The organism is Actinoplanes sp. NPDC049668 (assembly GCF_044465445.1).
Lineage (GTDB): Bacteria > Actinomycetota > Actinomycetes > Mycobacteriales > Micromonosporaceae > Actinoplanes.
The window spans coordinates 601919-619418 of the sequence record NZ_JBITLR010000004.1; the positions used below are offsets into that span (position 1 = coordinate 601919).

Sequence of the window (17500 nt, forward strand, 5' to 3'; positions counted from 1 at the left end):
GCTTCGTCGCCTTGGGACAAGCTGAAGAATCCTCGGAAACACCGGTCTAATTCAAGAAGTTCTTAGGTAGACGGTGGCCTAACCCGCGGAATCTTCAGCGCACAAGCAAGGGGGAAGTTAGTGACCACCATGAATCGCCGTGAGTTGCTGAAGCTGACGGCCGCCGGCGCGGTGGCGGTCGGCACCGGCGCGCTCGGCGTCCAGGTGCTGACGGCCGGCGACCCGGCCGTCGCCGCCGCCGACAGCGGCGAACGCTTCGACGAGACCTACCGCGGCCGGCGCATCCAGGGCGCCGCCGTACCCGCCGCGCGGGCCCGCGCCCTCGCCGACGGCGGCGCCGGCACGGCGGCCATGCCCGACGTCGTCATCGACGGCGCCGCGCTGCACGTGATGGTGAACGCCGACGGCACCTACACCAGCGTCGCGAACCACTACCAGACCTTCCGGACGCTGCGGGAGGTGGCCCGGGCCGCCGTCGACGAGCTCGACGGCGCCCGGCTGGTGCACGTCCGGCACCGCTGATCCGCGTTCCCGGCAGACCCCTCATCGAAAGGCGACCCGATCCATGGGCGTACGCAAGAACCAGCGTGACCTCACCGCGAACCAGAAGCGCGACTTCGTCGGCGCCGTGCTCGAGCTCAAGCGCAGCGGCCGGTACGACGAGTTCGTCCGTACCCATAACAGCTTCATCCTCGGCGACAGTGACAACGGCAACCGGGTCGGCCACCGCTCGCCGTCCTTCCTGCCCTGGCACCGGCAGTTCCTGCTCGACTTCGAGCGCGCGCTGCAGGCCGTCAACCCCGCGGTCGACCTGCCCTACTGGGACTGGACCGTCGACCGCAGCACCACCTCGTCGATCTGGTCCGCCGACTTCATGGGCGGCGACGGCCGCGCCGGCGACGGCCGCGTCACCACCGGGCCGTTCGCGTTCGGCGCCGGCAACTGGGCGCTGAGCGTGCGCACCGACGAGCGCACCTATCTGCGCCGGGCGCTGGGCGCCGGCACCCGGTCGCTGCCGACCGCGGCCGAGACCCGCGCGGTGCTGGCCATCGGCACCTACGACGCCGCGCCGTGGAACAGCTCGTCGGCCACCGGCTTCCGCAACCAGGTCGAGGGCTGGCGCGGACCGAACCTGCACAACCGGGTGCACGTCTGGGTCGGCGGCGACATGCTCGCCGGCACCTCGCCCAACGACCCGGTGTTCTGGCTGCACCACTGCCACATCGACAAGCTGTGGTCGGACTGGCAGCGTGCGCATCCGGACGCGGGCTACCTGCCCACCGCCGGCACCCCGGACGTCGTCGACCTCAACGACACGATGACGCCGTGGAACACCGTGCGCCCGGCGGACGTGCTCGACCACAAGCGCTGGTACACGTACGCCTGAGTGGCCGGGCGGGCTCGGCCGGCGGCGGGCCGCCGCCGGCCGGGCCGGTCGATCCGGCTCAGGAGCCGTCGCGGAGATCGGCGAGGCGCCGCGCGGCGAAGCGGATGTCGGAGAAGGTCACGGCGCATCCGTCGCCGGTCGGCGACTGCGCCTCGAAGCCGATCCGGTGCCCGGACACGTCGTCGCCCAGCGCGAAGACCCGGATCAGCCGCCAGGTCGAGCCGTCCGTCGAGGAGTGGTAGGAGTAGACCCGGTCGACGCGGGACACCCGCAGCCATACCGACCGGTCCGCGACCGTGAACGCGTTGGCGTCGTCGGAGACCCCGCGGGTGACGACCGAGACCACCATCGGCTCGGCGTCGGGCGAGAACTCGAAGCAGAACTTGGCCCAGTTCCGCTCGTCGAACCAGAGCAGCAGCACGCCGGCGTCGTACTGCGACCGGAAGTCGACGCCGACCCGCGCGCTCAGCTGGAAGTCGCCGGACGGCGGCGTGCCGAGCAGGGTCGCCGCGTTGAGCAACGACTCGGCGTCGGCCGAGTCCGCGCCGCCGGGATTGACATAGAGGTCGGTGTGCGCCGGCGCCTGCGCCAGCACGGCGCCGTCCCCGTCGCGCCGCCAGACACCGGGATGCGAGGCGACCAGCCGGAACGGCAGCGCCGGCACCTCGACCACATCGTCATCCATCAGTGCGCACGCTCCCTCTCGTATCCGCGATGGTGATTAGGATCATGTCACGGAAGATCGCGGCCGCGCCCGTTGCTGACGCCGGCATGACGACTACTCCACTCAGCACCGCCAGCTCTCTGCTGCGGCCGGTGACCGCCGGCGCGCTGCGGGCACCCAACCGGATCTGGATGGCGCCGCTGACCCGCAACCGGGCGAACCCGGACGGCACCCCGAACGCGCTGCAGGCCGAGTACTACGGCCAGCGCGCCGGTGCCGGCGTCATCATCGCCGAGGGAAGCCAGCCGTCGGCGGTCGGCCAGGGCTACCCGAACACCCCGGGTCTGCACACCGACGAGCAGCAGGAGGGCTGGCGCCGCATCGCCGAGGCGGTGCACGCCGACGGCGGGCGGATCGTGGTGCAGCTCATGCACGCCGGACGGATCTCGCACAGCAGCACCATCGGCGGGCAGGCGCCGGTCGCGCCCTCCGCCGTACGCCCCGCGGGCGATGCGCTCACCGCGACCGGCCCGCAGCCCTTCCCCGAGCCGCGCGAGCTGCGGACCGAGGAGCTGGCCGGGGTCGCCGCCGAGTACGCGGACGCCGCCCGCCGGGCGGTCGCCGCGGGACTGGACGGTGTCGAGCTGCACGCCGCGAACGGCTACCTGCTGCACCAGTTCCTGGCCGACGGCGTGAACGTGCGCACCGACGGTTACGGCGGCTCGGCGGCCAACCGTGCCCGCTTCGTCGTCGAGGTGGCGGCCGCCGTCAGCGCCGCGATCGGCGCCGACCGGGTCGGGATCAGGATCTCGCCGCTGAACCCGTTCAACGACATCACCGAGGACGACGCGTCCGTCTACGAGGTGCTCACCACCCAGCTCGCCGAGCTGGGCCTCGCGTACCTGCACCTGCTGGCCGCGCCGGGCGATCCGATCATCGGCAAGCTGCGCGCGCTCTGGCCCTCGACGCTCGTGCTCAACACCGGCTTCGGGGTGGAGTCGGACCGCGACGAGCTCGAGCGGCTCGTCGCCGACGGCGTGGCCGACGCGGTGGCGGTGGGCCGCCCGTTCATCGCCAACCCGGACCTGGTGCTGCGGTGGGAGCGGGGTGCCGAGCTCAACGAGCCGGACCCGGCCACCTTCTACGGCGGCGGCGCCAGGGGCTACACGGACTACCCCGCCCTGCCCTGAACCAGCCGCAGCTCGGCGACGCCGGTGCCATCCGCCTCGTCCAGGCGGGTGGCACCGTCGGGCTCGAACCCGGCCCGCCGGTAGAAGTCCCGGGCGCGGCGGTTGGGCGCGTAGACATAGAGGCACAGGGGCCGGTGTCCGCGCCGTCGGAGATCGAGCACCGCGTGCCGGAACAGCCGGGCGCCGAGGCCGGAACCGATGCGCTCGGGCGCGATGTAGAGCCCGTAGATCTCCGCGGCCCGGTCGCCGAGGTCGGCGTCGTCGACCGCCGGGCCCGTGCGGCAGAAGCCCTCGACGGTGCCCTCCCGCTCGGCCACCCACAGCCGGTGACCGTCCGGCATCGACCTCAGGTAGCCGGCCCAGTCGTCCGCCTCCCGGTCCGGGTCCAGCGCGTCGAGGACGTCGCTGCTCATGAATTCCCCGTACGCCGCCCGCCAGGCTCGGACCTTGAGGGCGCCGATCCCGCGCGCGTCCCGAAGCTCGGCCGACCTGATCATCCCTATACCGTATTGCCCCTCACGCGGCGTCATGCCGCATAGTCCGTGGCGTGGAAGAGCAACTGACCGTCGGCCACGTGGCCGAGCTGGCCGGCGTGACCGTCCGCACGCTGCACCACTACGACGAGATCGGCCTGGTGCGGCCGTCCTCGCGGACCGCGGCCGGATACCGGGCCTACGCGGCGGGCGATGTGGAGCGGCTGCGCGAGGTGCTCGCGTACCGGCGGCTGGGCTTCGGGCTGCGCGAGGTGGCGGTGCTGGTCGACGACCCGGACACCGACGCGGTCGCGCACCTGCGGCGGCTGCGCGGCCTGCTGGTCGACCAGCGCGACCGCGCCGCCGCCATGGTCACGGCCATCGACAGGGAACTGGAGGCACGGGCGATGGGGATCGAGACGACGCCGCAGGAGCAGCTGAAGGTGTTCGGCGCGCGGCTGTACGACGCCATCGGGTCCGCCTATCCGGCGACGCGGCGCACCGAGCCGCGGATCGCCGCGCAGATCTGGGCGGCGCTCGGCGACGCGCGGACGGTGCTGAACGTCGGCGCCGGCACCGGTTCATACGAGCCACCGGACCGCGACGTCACGGCGGTGGAGCCGTCGGCGGTCATGCGGGCGCAGCGCCCCGCCGGCGCGGCGCCGTGCGTGGCGGCGGCCGCGGAGAGCCTGCCGTTCGAGGACGGGTCCTTCGACGCCGCGATGGCGGTCAGCACCGTTCATCACTGGCCGGACGCGGTCGCCGGGCTGCGCGAGATGCGGCGGGTGGCCCGCCGCGTGGTGGTGTTCACCTACGACGCCGACGACGCCGCCTGGCTTCAGCGGTTCTGGCTCACCCGCGACTACCTGCCCGAGTTCGCCGGCCTGCTGACCGGCCGGCCCTCGCTGGCGGAGCTGACCCGGGCGATCGGGGGCCGCACGGAGCCGGTGCCGATCCCGTGGGACTGCGCGGACGGCTTCTTCGAGGCGCACTGGCGCCGGCCCGAGGCCTACCTGGACGAGCAGGTGCGCCGCGCCGTCTCGGTGTGGACCCGGGTCGGGCCGCGGGCCGAGCGGCGGGCGGTCGGCCGGCTCCGCGACGACCTCGCCTCGGGCCGGTGGGCCGAGCGGAACCGCGAGCTCGCCGGCCTCGACGCGGCGGAGCTCGGCCTACGCCTGATCGTGGCCTGAAGCCGCCTGTTCCTCGTACACGCGTTGCGCGACACGGCGGGTCTGCTCGTCGAAGAGGACCAGGCGCACCGACTCCACCGCGGACGGCCCGCCGCGCAGCGCCGCCAGCGCCTGCGCGACGGCGTCGTCCTTCGGCCAGCGGTACACGCCCGAGGAGATCAGCGGGAACGCGACCGATCGCGCGCCCAGCTCGGCCGCGACGGACAGCGAGTTGGTGTAGCAGCCGCGCAGCAGGGCCGAGCGGTCTTCGTCCGCGCTGTACACCGGCCCGACGGTGTGGATCACCCAGCGGGCCGGCAGCCGTCCGGCGGTGGTGGCCACCGCCTGCCCGACCGCCAGCCCACGCCCGTAGTGGCTGGCCCGCAGCGCCCTGCACTCCTCGAGGATCGCCGGCCCGCCCTTGCGGTGGATCGCCCCGTCGACGCCACCGCCGCCGAGCAGCGACGAGTTCGCCGCGTTGACGACCGCGTCGACCTGCTCGGCGGTGATGTCGCCGGTGACGAGCTCGACGTGCACTGGTCCCCTCCTCCTGGCTGGTTACTCGAACAGGTGCCGGTTGGCGTGACTCCACCGGATCCGCGCCGCGACCGCGTCGAGGGCGCCGGCGTCGCGCCACGCCGCCTGCGGCTGCCTGCCCTGGTCGGCGCGCCGCAGCACCTGGGGCTGCTGCGCGAGGACCTCGTCGACGAGGCCGTCGGCCGTGGCGAGCTTGTACGCCCAGCCCGGGACGGCGGCCGGGCGGAAGCCGCGCACGGCATCGTGGTGATCGGGAATCCGACGCCCACCAGGTGCCGCAGCAACTCGTGGACGGTGGGCGACCACGGATGCACGGGCCGGCGCACCGTGCCCCCGACGCGAACGACCCGCCGATGCGGACCGTCCTGCAACACCTGGTGATCGACCATCCCCAGCCACGATACCGAAGCAGCACCTACCGTTGAGGAGGAACGTCCGGGTAGCCGAGGAGCTCGACCAGGTCGCCCGCGGCGGCGGTGAAGGCCTCCTGGACGTCGTCGTCGAAGTGGTTGTGCCAGTCGCCGGGCCGGCCCTTGCGGTAGTGGGAGACCGCGCAGTCCGCCTGCGCGCCGCGCATCCTCGAGAAGCTGTACCGGGCCTGCAGCGCGGCCAGCTCCGCGGGCGGCAGGGCGATCCCGCAGTGCCGCAGCATCCGGTCGAGATCCTCCAGCTGCCGCTCCCCGGTCAGGTCCTCGTAACGGAAGATCCGGACGTCCTCCGTGCTCGGTGCGGTCGCCCACGCCCGCAGGGACTTGAAGGTGCCCTTCCTGCGGTGGTGGTCGATCACGTACAGCAGGCCCTCCTTCGGGGACTTGCCCTGCAGGGCGGCGCGCACCTGCGGGACGTCGCCCATCGGCGTGTGCGAGCTCCGGTAGGAGAAGTAGCTGGACACCACGATGTCGCGCGGATCCCGGCAGACGAAGAACGCCCGGTAGCGTTCGGGCTTCGGGATCTTCAGGAAGCCCTGGTGCGAGATGAACAGGGACGAGACCGCCCGGCCGGACGGGAAGGCCATCGGCGGGTGCCATTTGTACGGGCGGGGATCGTAGGGGAGCAGCCCGGAGTGCCGGTACACGACGGGGTCGTTGAGGATGGCCTTGATCCATTGGCTGGCCGTCTTGCGCATCGTGCAGTGGTAGACGTTCTCGTACTCGCACCGGGACCGCACCGGGACCGTGAGCCGCAGCCTGGCGTTGTGCGCCTCGCACAGCATCCGTCTCGCCGCGACCCGCATGGAGTTCGGTGTGTGGTGCTTGGTGAACGTGACGGCGCGGTTCATCATCGCCTTGACCTCTTCTTACCTGCGCGGCCGGGTAGCACCGCAGGACAGTCGAGAACAGCTTTTCAGGGATTCCGGAGCGGGCCGCCCTGTGCGGTTAATCTTCACCACTCCGAACAAGAATGTGGGTTGCGGCACTCTACAACGAACTCGGCGAGTTCGCCCCGTGGCGTCGCATCGAAGATCGGGCCGCAATACCACATATGGGCGATAGTTCTGCAGGGCGGCCGAGGCTAGGCTGGACATCGCTGTCATTGCCGAGATCGTTGCTGCTCAAGAAGCGGGCGGCGCACCTGTTCCTCGGGTGCCTGCTGCTTTGGAGTAGTCATGCCCGTTGAACTGAAGCCGCCGTACCTGATCAATCACGCCCCGGCCCGCGGCGACGGCCGGGTGGCGGTCACCGCCGACGTGGCCGGTGCGGTGATCGAGGTGGCGGTGCACGGCCGCTGGAATCCGTCGCTGCGGATGGACGCGTGGGCCGCCGTGAGCAAGTGTTTCGCGCAGCATCCCCCGATGGTCATCGTCGACCTCCACGACCTGGGCGATCCGCTGGCCGCCAGCGCGCCGGCCTGGTGGACCATGGGCGCGACCGGCGCGGCGATGCACCCGCCGGTGTCGGTGGCGGTGTGCCTTCCCACGGCGACGGCGCTGGCGGCCCGGCTCAACCGGATCGGCGTCAAGCGGCAGCTGTCGATGTTCGCGACCATGCCCGAGGCCCATGTCGCGGTGACGGACCGGGCGCCGACGGTCAGCAACGTCCAGCTGGAGGTCCCGCCGCGGCCCGGCGCGGTGGACCGGGCCCGTGACCTGATCGGCGAGGCCTGCGAGACCTGGAATCTGCCCCGGCTGCTGGGCCCCGGCCGCCTGGTCGTCGGCGAGCTGGTCGCCAACGCCGTCGAGCACGCCGGCACCGACGTCACGGTCACCGTCCGCCGGCGCGGCGGCGGGCTCCACCTGGCCGTCAGCGACGGCGACCCGCGGCTGCCCTGCCTGCTCGACGCGCCGCCGGGCCGGTCGGCGCCGGACGGGCGCGGCCGTGGCCTGCGCGCCGTGCACGCCGCCGCCATCTCCTGGGGCGCCCTGCCGACGGCCACCGGCAAGGTCGTCTGGGCCGTCCCGCGCCCCGAGGCGCCGTAGGCTCAAACGCTTCGAGCCGCGGCGACCAGCGCGTCACACCGTGACCATCTGCGGCCAGGAGTCGCCCAGCTCGTCGGTGACCTTCCTGGCGTCGACCATCTTGTCGATCACCTCGGTGACATGGTTGACGCCGTTCTCCAGCCCCTCGTACATGGCGTTCACCGCGATCTGGACCAGCTCGCCGCTCTTGCCGATCGCCTCGAGCGCGCCGACGACCGTCGTCGCGTCGGCGATCGCCGCGCCGAGCGCGCCGGCGATGTCGAACAGGGGCTTGAACAGCGTGACGATGTAGGCGGCGTTGGCCGCGGCGAGCTCGGCGAGCCAGCTCGCCAGGTCGCCGCCGGCGGCGGCGAGCCCGTCGATCGCCTTGACCTGGATCGGCACCCGCTGGTCGTACGCGCGCCTCGCCGGACCGTCCCAGTTGTTGGCGTTGACGGTGTACCGCGCGGCGGTGTCCGACATGGCCGTGACGGGCGCGTGCACCCGGTCGAGCCAGTCGAACGCGCGGGTGATCAGCGAGAAGACCGGGATGCCCTCGTCGAGGATCTTCTTCACCAGGGCCAGCACCTCGACGACGGCCTTCTTCAGCCGCTCCAGGGCGTCGCGCACCTTGTCGCCGTAGAAGTGCGCGACGGCGACGCCGCCGACGCCGCCCAGCCAGCTGACCTCGCCGAGCTCGGAGAGCGTCCCGTCGACGGTGCTGATCAGCTTGTCGAGGGCGTCGCCGGTCTTGCGGTGCTGGTCCGCCACCTTCTCCGTGGAGTCCTTCAGGGCGGTGCCGGCATAGTTGATGTTCCTACCGTCGCCGGGCGGCGGGGCCATCGGGAATCACTCCGTTCGCGGTCGGGCTGCTATCTGCCGTAGACGCGGCTCAGGTCGTAGGCCTTCCTGCCGTCGGTGGCCTCGTACTCCTCGTGCGCGCGGCGCAGGGCCTCGTCGATCTGCCTGAACTCGGTCGCGGCCTCGCCCGCCAGCTTCGACACGAGGTGCCAGACGCCGTCGTAGGCGTTCTTCGCCGCCTGCGCGGTGACCGGGTTGTCGGTGCAGAACGCCGTCACCTGCAGGGCGAGGTCGTCCACCTGCCGCTGGACCGCCGTCATGTCGGTCGAGAGCGCCGACCACTTGGCCGCCTCGTCCAGCAGGGCCTGCTTGACCACGCGCGTCTCATCGGGGCTTCCCGCCATCAGGACCTCCGTTCTGTTCGCGTGGCGGCGCGGAAGGCGCCGAGGGCCTCCTGCGCGACGGCGCCGCTCGTCGCCAAGGCCGGCAGCCGGCTCAGTGGCACGCGGATGTCGTGTATCCGGCCGGCGTGCACGGTGATCTCGACGAAGCCCGACGGGCCGGTCACCGTCGCGTCGCGGCGCTCCGGAGCCCGGACGGCCGGGTCGTCGCCGTGGCGCTGGAGCAGCTCGATCTGCCGCAGCCGGTCCTGCACGTCGCCGAGCAGCTCGTCCGGGGCGAGGGAGCGCCGGCGGTGCGACCGCGGGTCGTCCTCGGCCTGCCGCTCCAGCCGGGCCTCGTCGACGTCGCCCGCGGCGTCCTCGAACGCCCGCGCGCCGGCGGTGAGCAGGTCGCACACCGCCTCGCCGTACGCCCGCAGGAGCGCCTCGCCGAGTCGCTCGCGGGCCAGTCGCCGGTCCCAGCGCGGGTCGAGGTGCACCTGCTCGACGCGCTGGCGACCGTCGACTGTGACCGTCACCGTCCCGGAGCCGTCCCGGCCCTCGAACCGCGCTCCGGGTTGGACCGTCGCGCCGGTGGCCCGGCTCAGCGCGCGCAGCTCCACGCTGACGCGCCGCAGCCGCAAGAAGACGTCGTCGCGGGGTTGCGCCATGATCGGTCGTTCCGCCTTCCGCGCCCGGGGTGCGGCCCTCGCCGCACCGCCGGGACGCTACTAGCAAACGGCCGGTCGACGCTGCCTCACTTCCACCGCCTGGGGATGACGCTCAGCCCCGGCGGCGCAGGCAGATCAGCTTGCCGCCGGCGTCGACGGCCACCGTCTCCCAGCCGCTGCTCTCCAGCAGCTCCGCGGCGGACAGCAGGACGTCCACCCGGCCCAGGTCGCTCGGATGGATCTTGGCGTCGGCGTAGTACGACGACAGCGCGATGACCAGGTAGATCAGACGGAAGGGGTAACCCTCGAGCGAGACCCGACCATAGAGGACATCCTCTGCCTCGAAGACGCGAGGAGGGCGCGGCAGCATCGGACCAATATCTCATCCGCCGTCAACCTGCCGGGCTCAGCGCCGCCCACGCATCGTTATCAAGTCGAACGTGAAATTAAGGAACAACACATTAGAGGGTCGCGAGGGCGTATCGATCATGATAGTTTGATCCGGCGCGCGAACTTGTTGGTTACATAGGACGCGCTAACGGGGGCGCGTCCTGCTACGGGGAGGTAGACGTGCGGATTCGACTGATTGCGGCTGTCGGTGCAGTGTTCTTCGCGGCCGCGGGCCTGGCAGGTCCTGCTCAGGCAGCGTTTTCTGATTGCGACGCTGACCGGGTGTGTATCTGGGGAAATAACGACTACCAGTGGATCATTGGCGAGCGGACCGGCGGTGGAGGAATCTCCAACATCGGCGGCGAGAACAACAATGAGATGGACTCGTGGGGCAACCGGACCACCCGCAGGGCTGCGGGCTACGATGACCGCGGCGGCGTCGGCGACTGCCAGAACTTCGCCGCCGGCTCGCGGGACAACAACGTATCGCCGGTGAACAGTGATGAGCTTTCCTCATGGAAGACCAACGGTGGTTGCTGAAGAATCCGAACAGGAGGCGGACGTTGTTCTCCTGCTGCGCGGGGTGAACAAATCGTTCGTGTCCGAGGTGGAGACCGTTCGGGCGGTCAGGGACGTGTCCCTGGCCGCCCGGCCCGGGCAGTTCCTGTGCATCCACGGCGCCAGCGGCTCGGGAAAGTCCACGCTGGTCAGCGTCTTGGCAGGGCTCGACGTGCCGGACTCTGGCGAAGTCGTCATCGATGGCGTGGACGTCGCCAACCTCGGCGAGTCCGAGCGGTCGCGACTGCGGCTCGAGCGCGTCGGTGTGATATTCCAGGGCGACGAGCTCATCGACGAGTTCACCGCTGTGGAGAACGTGGCGCTGCCACTCGAGATGCGCGGGACACCCAGCTCCGAGGCTTTCGCGCAGGCAAAAGATCAATTGACGCGTGTCGGAATCGGTGACCTGTCCGATCGCTTGCCTCATCAAATGTCAGGCGGGCAGCGTCAGCGCGTGGGCGTGGCCCGTGCACTGACCGGAAACAGACGGGTACTGCTCGCGGACGAACCGACCGGAGCATTGGATTCGAAGACTTCACGAGGCATGTTCGAACTGTTTCGCCATCTCTGCGACGAGGGGGCATTGGCCATCGTCTGCTCTCACGATCCGGCATGTGGCGAATACGCCGACAGGGTGTACGAGATGTCGGATGGGGAACTCCTCATCCGCGGCGAATCACCGACGCGCGGGCCGAGAGCAGAATCGCATTGAGGCTCACCTTTGTTCTAGCCAGACGCTTTCTGCGAAATCGTTCGCAGCTTGTCACGACACTGACTGCCCTGGTCTCCTCGGCATTCATCACCTGCATTTTCGTGACGTTGAGCGCTCTGACGCTTTCCGGGCCGCAGGTGGCCGAACGCGACCTCGGGCGGTTCGAGTACCGGGCGGACCTCGGCGGAGTCGCCACCTTCGATCCGGGTGATGAAGAGCTGTCCGAGGCACTGCTGACTGCCGTCCGCGATGCCGGCGCCGGCGACGCGACCGTCTCAATGACCTCGACCGAGATCCGGCCCTCGGCGGTGAACGCCCCGTACACGCCGTTCCAGGAAGCGGACTGGTCCGCCAACCCACTGCCGAAACGGTTCGTGCTGACGCAGGGGCGGTGGCCGACGGCGCCCGGAGAGGTCGCGGTGACTCGCGCCGACGTTCTTCGGGCGGATACCGATGGCCGGCTCTCCGTACTCGCGGGCAGGCAGCATTTCCGCGTTGTCGGCGTCGCGGACGACCGCTACGCCGACGTTCCGACCTACCTGGCCGCACGTGGCACCTGGGCAGCGATGAGTCAGGACCTGAAATCCGCGTTCCCCAGTCTCGTGGCGAACCCGATCGTCTTCTGGAGCGGCGCCGACCGCGACGACGTGGTGTCATCACTGAGCGACGTGCTCGCTCGGCGGCCGAGCTCGAACGGTTCCGACGTCGACCCGGCCACGCTGCGACAGTCGGTGGACGTATCCATCCTCAGTCTTCCGGACGCGCTGGACACTCGCGAGACATCCTGGATCGAGCGGATCCCGGCCGGCTACACCGTCCCATCGCTGGCCCTACCCGCCCTGGCGACTCTGTTGATCTATGCGCTCAACGGCAGGCGGGCCCGCAAGGCGATCAACACAATGGTCTCGGTCGGCATGCAGCCCAGCCAGGCCACCGGCGGAATCGCACTGGCGATCCTCGGGTGGACCATCGTGGCGTCGGCGGTCGGCGTCATGATCGGAGCAGCTCTGGGCCTGGTTGCTCGAACCGTCGTCGGGCAGTTCGGCCACCAACCCCTCTCGCCGTACCCGGCACTGACCGGCCCGGCCCTGCGCATACTGCTGGTCACTCTCGTCGCCGCGGCGGCGGCCACACTAGCCCTTCGGTACACCGGCCGATCCCAGGCCGGCCGAGGAGGTGGCAAGCCGGTGAAACGCAAGGGCGCGCCGACCAGCCGGGTACTTCGTGACGTCCGGCATGTGGTGGCCATTGCCGGCGGCTGCGCGATCGTCCTGCAGATACCGCGGCTGGACTCCCCGGCGAAGGCCATGATCCTGGCAGCGACGGTCACCCTCCTGTTACTGCTGATGGTGCCTGAGATCATGAGGGTCGCGTTGCGATGCATACCCGAACGGGGTCCGCTGCGCCGACTCGCGCGCCGGCACCTGTCCAACGACAGCGGGCGCGCGGTGCTCACCGTGACGGTCCTGGCTATCGGGCTCGGCGCGCCCACGGGTTTTCTCACCCTCCTGAACACCATGCTGTACACGGCCGAGGCCCAGATCTTCCCGGAGGTCGCCGCCAATCAGATCGTGGTCAACGGCAGCGGCGGATATCTCGAGCCGCCGTCCCCGGCCGTCGTCAAAATCCTTGATCGGCAGTTGGACGACAAGACCGCCATGCGTCTGAGGTACCTCGGCACACCTCAACGCTCCGTGGCACTCGGCGGGGAGGACTTCGGCTTCATCGCCGCCGTCGACACCCTCGATCAGCTCGAAAGCTGGTTCGACCGGCCGCTGACGACGAGCGAGTCCTCGGTGCTCCAGCAGGGCGGCCTGCTGCTACGCGACGGTAGCGCCCCTGGACCACGCCGGCTCGTCGCCCAGGGCGATGGCGACGTCGTCGATTCCACCCGGCCGCTGGCCACGACGGTGTCCCGCTTCCCCCTGGTGGACTGGCGACAGAGCATCGTCGCCATCATGCTGACGCCTGCCGCGCGACAACTTGCGCTGCCGGCCTCCGACGGCGCGTTCTTCTACACCGGCGTATCCGAGGGCGAGGCCGCCGCCGCACAGCAGGCTGTGCTCGATGCCGGGTTGGACGCACGGGAGGTCGTCACCCACCGGCCACCGCGCGCGTTCGTCCCTCCCACCGCCTTGTACGCGGCCGCGCTGGGACTGCTCGTTCTGCTCCTGCTCACCTGCACCTCAGCTGCCGCCGGGCAAGCTCACACGCTGCGGCGCTACCTCGGCGGACTGATCACCATCGGGGCCTCACCACGGTGGGCCCGTAACGTGCTGTTCCTCGAACAGGGCGTCATCGTCACACTGAGCATCGCGCTGGCCGCACTGATCGCGGTTCCTCCGGTGGTGGTCGCCGCCGCACGTATCCCGGACTTCACGTTGCACATCCCCTACGACTGGATAGGCCTCATCGTCGCTGCGTACGTGACAGCGGTCGCCGGCTCTACCGTCATCTCAAGCAGGCGGCTGAAGGCCGAAGACAGACGAACCGCCGTCTAGGCGAGGCCGGCCTCCTTGGCCAGGATCGCGGCCTGCACCCGGGAGGAGCAGCCGAGCTTGGCGAGCACCCGGGAGACGTGCGTCTTCGCGGTGGCCTCGCTGATGGACAGCGTCGCGGCGAGGCCCGCGTTGGACAGGCCGCGGCCCAGCGCGGCGAGCACGTCGCGTTCCCGCTCGGTGAGGCTCGCGAACGCCGGTGGTGCCGCTGGCGGGGCCGGCGCGGGCCCGGCGGAGACGAACGCGGTCAGCAGCCGGCGGGTCACCTCGGGCGCCAGGAAGCCGTCGCCGGCCGCGACCCGGCGTACGGCGTCGATCAGCGCCGCCGGCTCGACCGACTTGAGCAGGAAGCCGGCCGCGCCGGCGCGTAGCGCGCCGAACAGGTAGTCGTCGAAGTCGAACGTGGTGAGGATCAGGACGTCGGCGAGCCCGGCCGAGGTGATCGCGCGGGTGGCGCTGATGCCGTCGGTGCCGGGCATCCGGATGTCCATCAGCACGACGTCCGGGCGCAGCGCGGTCGCCTGGCGCACCGCGACGGCGCCGTCCGCCGCCTCGCCGACCACAGTGATGTCGCTCGCCTGCTCCAGCATCAGCCGCATCCCGGCCCGGATGGCGGCGTGGTCGTCGGCGACCACGACCCGGATCGGCCGGTCGTTCACGGTGTCTGCGCCGGGTGCAGCGGCAGCGACGCGCGTACCCGGAAATGGTCGTCGTCGCGGCCGGCGGTGAGCTCGCCGCCGAGCAGGGCGGCCCGCTCGCGGAGCGACACCAGGCCGGTGCCCGAGCTGAGCGCGTGGTGGTCGACGCCGCCGGACCGGGTCAGGGTGTTGGTGACGGTCGCGGTCACCCGGTCGCCGGCCCGCCGGACCTCGAGGCGGACCTGCGAGCCCGGTGCGTGCTTGCCCGCGTTGGTGAGCGCCTCCCGCACGATGCGGTACACCGTGTGTGACACCACCGCCGGAATCCCGGGCACCTCCGCGGTGTGCGTCTCGATCCGCAGCCCGCCGGCGGCGGCCTCCGCGACCAGGTCGGGCAGGCGGTCCAGGCCGCCCGGGAGGGTGGGGTCCGTCGCCGCCGGGTCGTCGGCCCGCAACAGCATGATCATGGTACGCATCTCCTCGAGGGCGGCGAGGCTGCTCGTCCGTACGGCCTGGATGGTGGCCCGGTCCCGCTCGGTGTCCGGCGGCCGGGCCAGCGCCGCGCCGGAGTGGATCGCGGTCGTCGACAGGTGCGCGGCGATGACGTCGTGCAGGTCCCGGGCCATCGCCGCGCGCTCGGCGAGGACGGCCTCGCGGGCGGTCCGTTCGGCGTCGAGGGCGCCGAGCTGCCGCTGCTGGCGGATGTTGGCCGCCCACCACAGCGGCACGAACAGCAGGGTGGTCAGCTGCAGGCCGATGAAGACGGCGATGCGCAGCTCGCCCGCGGCGAGCCCGCCGACGACGCTCGCCGTGCCGATGACCACGAACACCGCCGTCGTCAGCGCCGCCCGGGCCCGGGCGGAGGCGAACTGCCCGGCCGAGAAGAGCAGGTCGAAGAGGACCAGCACCAGGGCGACGCTGCCGCCGAGCGCCATGTCGGCCGCGGTCGCGGCCGCGCCGGCCCCGAGCGCGAGCATGGGGTGGCGGCGCTTGCCGAGCATGGCGAGGCAGCCGGCGGCCAGCAGGACCGTGTGCCACCAGGCCGGCGCGCCGGCGAGCCGGCCGGCCTCGGCGATCGCCCAGACATCGGTCAGGCCGACCAGGTTGAACGCGCACCCGGCGGCGAACGTGCCCGCCGCGGTGACGACGTCCTGGAACCGGGTGCTGCTCCGCCAGCGCGCCCTCACACCCACCCGCCCATCTCACCACGCACCGCCCGGGCGTGCGTCAGACGAAGGATGTACGCGGCGCCGGCCCGGCCATCCTTCGGGCGACGCGGCCGGGGCCGCGCGCCCGGCAGGGTGCCGGCATGGACCTCGCGCTGCTCGGCTCGCTGGCCGCCCTCGCCCTGATCGATTCCACCAGCTTCGGGACCCTGCTGATCCCGGTCTGGCTGCTGCTGCACCCCGGGCCGGCGCGGCCCGGCCGCATTTCGATCTTCCTGGGTACGGTCGCCGCGTTCTACTTCGCGGTCGGCCTCGCCGTCGCACTGGGCGCCGACGCCGTCCTGCCGCAGCTCAGCCGCGTCCTCGACACCCGGCCGGCGGCGTGGGCCCAGCTCGTCCTGGGCGTCGCGCTGTTCTTCGCGAGCTTCCGGCTGGGCCGCGGCGGCAAGGCCGGCGGCGGCCGCCTGATCCGCTGGCGGGAACGGGCCCTCGCCGACCGCGGCGGCGCACCGGGCCTGATCGGCCTGGCGCTGGCGGCGGCCGGCGCCGAGGTCACGACCATGCTGCCGTACCTGGCCGCGATCGGGCTGCTGACCACGTCCGAGCTGGATCCGGCGCGGATCGCGCTGGTCATGGCCGGCTACTGCCTGTTGATGATCGTTCCCGCGCTGCTGCTCCTCGCGGCGCGGCTGGCCGCGGGGGAGCGGGTCACGCCGCTGCTGACCCGGATCAGCGACTGGATGGTCAACAGCAACGCGCTGTCGTGGATCGTCGGCATCGTCGGCTTCCTGCTCGCCCGCGACGCCGCCTTCCGGCTCGGCCTGATCGGCGGCTAACCGGACGAACCGCCCGGAATCCCTGGCGTCGGCGGCGCCGGATGGGCAGCATGAAGGTGGCGCGGACGCCGTCCGCGCAGACCGAGTCCCGCGGAGGTTCGCCATGGCGGACGGCACGGCTGCACCGCAGCCGGAGGGTGACGACTACGAGTACGACGAGGCGCACGACGCCGACGTCCGCGCACCGCGGCCCCCGGACCCGCCGCCGGTGCGCATGCCGGAGGGCATCCACGTCACCGACACCGGCGGCGACTACGGCTACGACAGCGCGCACGACCGGAGCTGAGCCTTGCCGCGTCCTTGAAGCCCGGTTGAGGCTGCGTTGACCTACGCTGCCGACTTCTTCCCTCGACAGCACCGGATGGCACGCAGGGCTCCGGTCAAGGGAAGGACGTTCTGATGCAGGGTGCAGTGGGCATGGTCGCGGCGGCCGTAACGGTGGCCGGCGGGATCGCGGTCAGCTCCGGCGTGATGTGGCAGGCGTCGAGCGCGGCCTTCACCGCCACGACCAGCAACTCGGCCGACGCGTGGAACGCGGGCACTGTCGCGCTCAGCGACGACGACACCAACACGGCGATGTTCACCGCGAACAACCTGCGGCCCGGCTCGACCGGCTCGAAGTGCATCAAGCTGACCTACAACGGCAGCCTGTCGGGCAGCGTCAAGCTGTACAGCAGCGCGGTGTCCGGTGCGCTGGCCCCGTACGTCGACCTCGTGATCGAGGAGGGCACCGGCGGCGAATTCGGCACCTGCACCGGCTTCACGCCGGCGGGCACGGACTTCACCGGCACCCTGGCCGCGTTCGGCACCGGCAACACCGGCTTCAGCACCGGTGTCGGCACGTTCGCGCCGACCGGCCCGGGCCTGACCAGGACCTACCGCTTCAACTACACCGTGAACGCCGCCGCGCCGGACGCCGCGCAGGGCACCGGCGCGAACGCGACCTTCAACTGGCAGGCGGCGAGCTGACCATGGGCACCGTACTTCTCGAACCTCCGCCGGCGACCATCACGGTCCCCGCCGACACGAACCAGG

22 protein-coding genes are annotated in these 17500 nt (G+C 71.4%); 11 read left to right on the plus strand and 11 right to left on the minus strand.

What is annotated here, in order from left to right:
* Positions 1-129 precede the first annotated feature (129 nt).
* On the plus strand, positions 130-522 hold the full coding sequence (locus ACIBSW_RS20080; RefSeq protein ID WP_354729795.1) for a tyrosinase family oxidase copper chaperone: 393 nt from the start codon (positions 130-132) through the stop codon (positions 520-522).
* Positions 523-565: 43 nt separating this feature from the next.
* Positions 566-1387 (plus strand): tyrosinase family protein, encoded by an 822-nt coding sequence (locus ACIBSW_RS20085; protein ID WP_354729793.1) that lies wholly within the window; start codon positions 566-568, stop codon positions 1385-1387.
* Positions 1388-1445: 58 nt separating this feature from the next.
* Here ACIBSW_RS20085 and ACIBSW_RS20090 read toward each other — a convergent pair whose 3' ends face one another.
* Positions 1446-2072, minus strand: coding sequence for a DUF1349 domain-containing protein (locus ACIBSW_RS20090; RefSeq protein ID WP_354724851.1), 627 nt, complete (start codon positions 2070-2072; stop codon positions 1446-1448).
* Between the two features lie 44 nt (positions 2073-2116).
* On the opposite strand from ACIBSW_RS20090, the gene ACIBSW_RS20095 reads away from it, so the two are divergent.
* A complete protein-coding gene (locus tag ACIBSW_RS20095) occupies positions 2117-3241 on the plus strand; it encodes an alkene reductase (RefSeq protein WP_354724849.1) in 1125 nt (374 codons plus the stop codon).
* On the opposite strand, the gene ACIBSW_RS20100 is transcribed toward ACIBSW_RS20095, so the two are convergent.
* Positions 3223-3738, minus strand: coding sequence for a GNAT family N-acetyltransferase (locus ACIBSW_RS20100; RefSeq protein WP_354724847.1), 516 nt, complete (start codon positions 3736-3738; stop codon positions 3223-3225). The two genes, ACIBSW_RS20095 and ACIBSW_RS20100, sit on opposite strands and share 19 nt — an antisense overlap.
* Before the next feature lie 50 nt (positions 3739-3788).
* Between ACIBSW_RS20100 and ACIBSW_RS20105 the strand changes: the two genes are divergently transcribed.
* A complete protein-coding gene (locus ACIBSW_RS20105) occupies positions 3789-4904 on the plus strand; it encodes a MerR family transcriptional regulator (protein WP_354724845.1) in 1116 nt (371 codons plus the stop codon).
* On the opposite strand, the gene ACIBSW_RS20110 is transcribed toward ACIBSW_RS20105, so the two are convergent.
* From ACIBSW_RS20110 to ACIBSW_RS20120, 3 genes are all read right to left on the minus strand, one after another.
* Positions 4884-5420, minus strand: coding sequence for an O-acetyl-ADP-ribose deacetylase (locus ACIBSW_RS20110; protein WP_354724843.1), 537 nt, complete (start codon positions 5418-5420; stop codon positions 4884-4886). The two genes, ACIBSW_RS20105 and ACIBSW_RS20110, sit on opposite strands and share 21 nt — an antisense overlap.
* A 21-nt stretch (positions 5421-5441) precedes the next feature.
* Positions 5442-5657 carry a hypothetical protein gene (locus ACIBSW_RS20115; RefSeq protein ID WP_354724841.1) on the minus strand — a complete coding sequence of 72 codons (216 nt, stop codon included), beginning with the start codon at positions 5655-5657 and terminating at the stop codon, positions 5442-5444.
* 178 nt (positions 5658-5835) lie between these two features.
* A complete protein-coding gene (locus tag ACIBSW_RS20120; protein WP_354724839.1) occupies positions 5836-6702 on the minus strand; it encodes a sulfotransferase domain-containing protein in 867 nt (288 codons plus the stop codon).
* A gap of 324 nt (positions 6703-7026) precedes the next feature.
* Here ACIBSW_RS20120 and ACIBSW_RS20125 point away from each other — a divergent pair, with 324 nt between their 5' ends.
* The gene (locus tag ACIBSW_RS20125) at positions 7027-7836 is read left to right on the plus strand and encodes an ATP-binding protein (RefSeq protein WP_354724837.1); all 810 of its coding nucleotides are present in this window, start codon (positions 7027-7029) and stop codon (positions 7834-7836) included.
* Positions 7837-7869: 33 nt separating this feature from the next.
* Here ACIBSW_RS20125 and ACIBSW_RS20130 read toward each other — a convergent pair whose 3' ends face one another.
* The 4 genes from ACIBSW_RS20130 to ACIBSW_RS20145 form a co-directional block, all read right to left on the minus strand.
* On the minus strand, positions 7870-8658 hold the full coding sequence (locus ACIBSW_RS20130) for a hypothetical protein (RefSeq protein WP_354724835.1): 789 nt from the start codon (positions 8656-8658) through the stop codon (positions 7870-7872).
* A 29-nt stretch (positions 8659-8687) separates the two neighbouring features.
* Complete coding sequence (locus ACIBSW_RS20135) at positions 8688-9020, minus strand: hypothetical protein (protein ID WP_354724833.1); 333 nt, start codon at positions 9018-9020, stop codon at positions 8688-8690.
* Positions 9020-9667 (minus strand): YbaB/EbfC family nucleoid-associated protein, encoded by a 648-nt coding sequence (locus ACIBSW_RS20140; protein ID WP_354724831.1) that lies wholly within the window; start codon positions 9665-9667, stop codon positions 9020-9022. Before ACIBSW_RS20140 ends, ACIBSW_RS20135 begins: the two co-directional genes overlap by 1 nt.
* A 112-nt stretch (positions 9668-9779) precedes the next feature.
* On the minus strand, positions 9780-10037 hold the full coding sequence (locus ACIBSW_RS20145; RefSeq protein ID WP_354724829.1) for a hypothetical protein: 258 nt from the start codon (positions 10035-10037) through the stop codon (positions 9780-9782).
* 200 nt (positions 10038-10237) lie between these two features.
* Between ACIBSW_RS20145 and ACIBSW_RS20150 the strand changes: the two genes are divergently transcribed.
* Genes ACIBSW_RS20150 through ACIBSW_RS20160 form a run of 3 tightly spaced genes read left to right on the plus strand, consistent with a single transcriptional unit; the run spans position 10238 to position 13828 of the window.
* Positions 10238-10597: a peptidase inhibitor family I36 protein gene (locus ACIBSW_RS20150; RefSeq protein ID WP_354724827.1), complete on the plus strand. Its 360-nt coding sequence runs from the start codon at positions 10238-10240 to the stop codon at positions 10595-10597.
* On the plus strand, positions 10587-11327 hold the full coding sequence (locus ACIBSW_RS20155) for an ABC transporter ATP-binding protein (RefSeq protein WP_354724825.1): 741 nt from the start codon (positions 10587-10589) through the stop codon (positions 11325-11327). Before ACIBSW_RS20150 ends, ACIBSW_RS20155 begins: the two co-directional genes overlap by 11 nt.
* Positions 11324-13828: a hypothetical protein gene (locus ACIBSW_RS20160; protein ID WP_354724823.1), complete on the plus strand. Its 2505-nt coding sequence runs from the start codon at positions 11324-11326 to the stop codon at positions 13826-13828. Before ACIBSW_RS20155 ends, ACIBSW_RS20160 begins: the two co-directional genes overlap by 4 nt.
* Here ACIBSW_RS20160 and ACIBSW_RS20165 read toward each other — a convergent pair.
* Complete coding sequence (locus tag ACIBSW_RS20165) at positions 13825-14484, minus strand: response regulator transcription factor (protein WP_354724821.1); 660 nt, start codon at positions 14482-14484, stop codon at positions 13825-13827. The genes ACIBSW_RS20160 and ACIBSW_RS20165 overlap by 4 nt on opposite strands.
* Positions 14481-15656, minus strand: coding sequence for a histidine kinase (locus tag ACIBSW_RS20170; RefSeq protein WP_354724819.1), 1176 nt, complete (start codon positions 15654-15656; stop codon positions 14481-14483). Before ACIBSW_RS20170 ends, ACIBSW_RS20165 begins: the two co-directional genes overlap by 4 nt.
* 116 nt (positions 15657-15772) lie before the next feature.
* On the opposite strand from ACIBSW_RS20170, the gene ACIBSW_RS20175 reads away from it, so the two are divergent.
* The 3 genes from ACIBSW_RS20175 (at position 15773) to ACIBSW_RS20185 (ending at position 17434) form a co-directional block, all read left to right on the plus strand.
* A complete protein-coding gene (locus tag ACIBSW_RS20175) occupies positions 15773-16465 on the plus strand; it encodes a GAP family protein (protein WP_354724817.1) in 693 nt (230 codons plus the stop codon).
* A 103-nt stretch (positions 16466-16568) separates the two neighbouring features.
* Positions 16569-16751 (plus strand): hypothetical protein, encoded by a 183-nt coding sequence (locus ACIBSW_RS20180; RefSeq protein WP_354724815.1) that lies wholly within the window; start codon positions 16569-16571, stop codon positions 16749-16751.
* Positions 16752-16864: 113 nt separating this feature from the next.
* Entirely contained in the window at positions 16865-17434 is a 570-nt protein-coding gene (locus tag ACIBSW_RS20185) for a hypothetical protein (RefSeq protein WP_354724813.1), read from the plus strand.
* The last annotated feature ends 66 nt before the right edge of the window (positions 17435-17500 follow it).